The sequence below is a fragment of the Bacillus sp. T2.9-1 genome (assembly GCF_950097965.1).
GTDB lineage: Bacteria > Bacillota > Bacilli > Bacillales > Cytobacillaceae > Niallia > Niallia hominis.
In genome coordinates this window covers 1-259 of the sequence record NZ_CATNHG010000048.1, presented here as the reverse complement: position 1 = coordinate 259, position 259 = coordinate 1, and the positions used below count along the sequence as shown (strand labels likewise).

Sequence of the window (259 nt, the reverse complement as noted above, 5' to 3'; positions counted from 1 at the left end):
GGTTGATATTCCTGTACCACCTTTCAATCATTTGAGCAATGGGGGGACGCAGGAGGATAGGGTAAGCGTGCTGTTGGATTAGCACGTCCAAGCAGTTAGGCCGGTAATGAGGCAAATCCCATTACCACATAAGCGGAGCTGTGACGGCGAGGGAAATATAGTACCGAAGTTCCTGATTCCACACTGCCAAGAAAAGCCTCTAGCGAGATTGATGGTGCCCGTACCGCAAACCGACACAGGTAGGCGAGGAGAGAATCCT

General features: G+C 51.4%; 1 rRNA gene. It reads left to right on the top strand.

Annotated features, from left to right (window positions below):
• Positions 1-259, top strand: a 23S ribosomal RNA gene (locus QQZ16_RS03985); the annotation flags it as partial.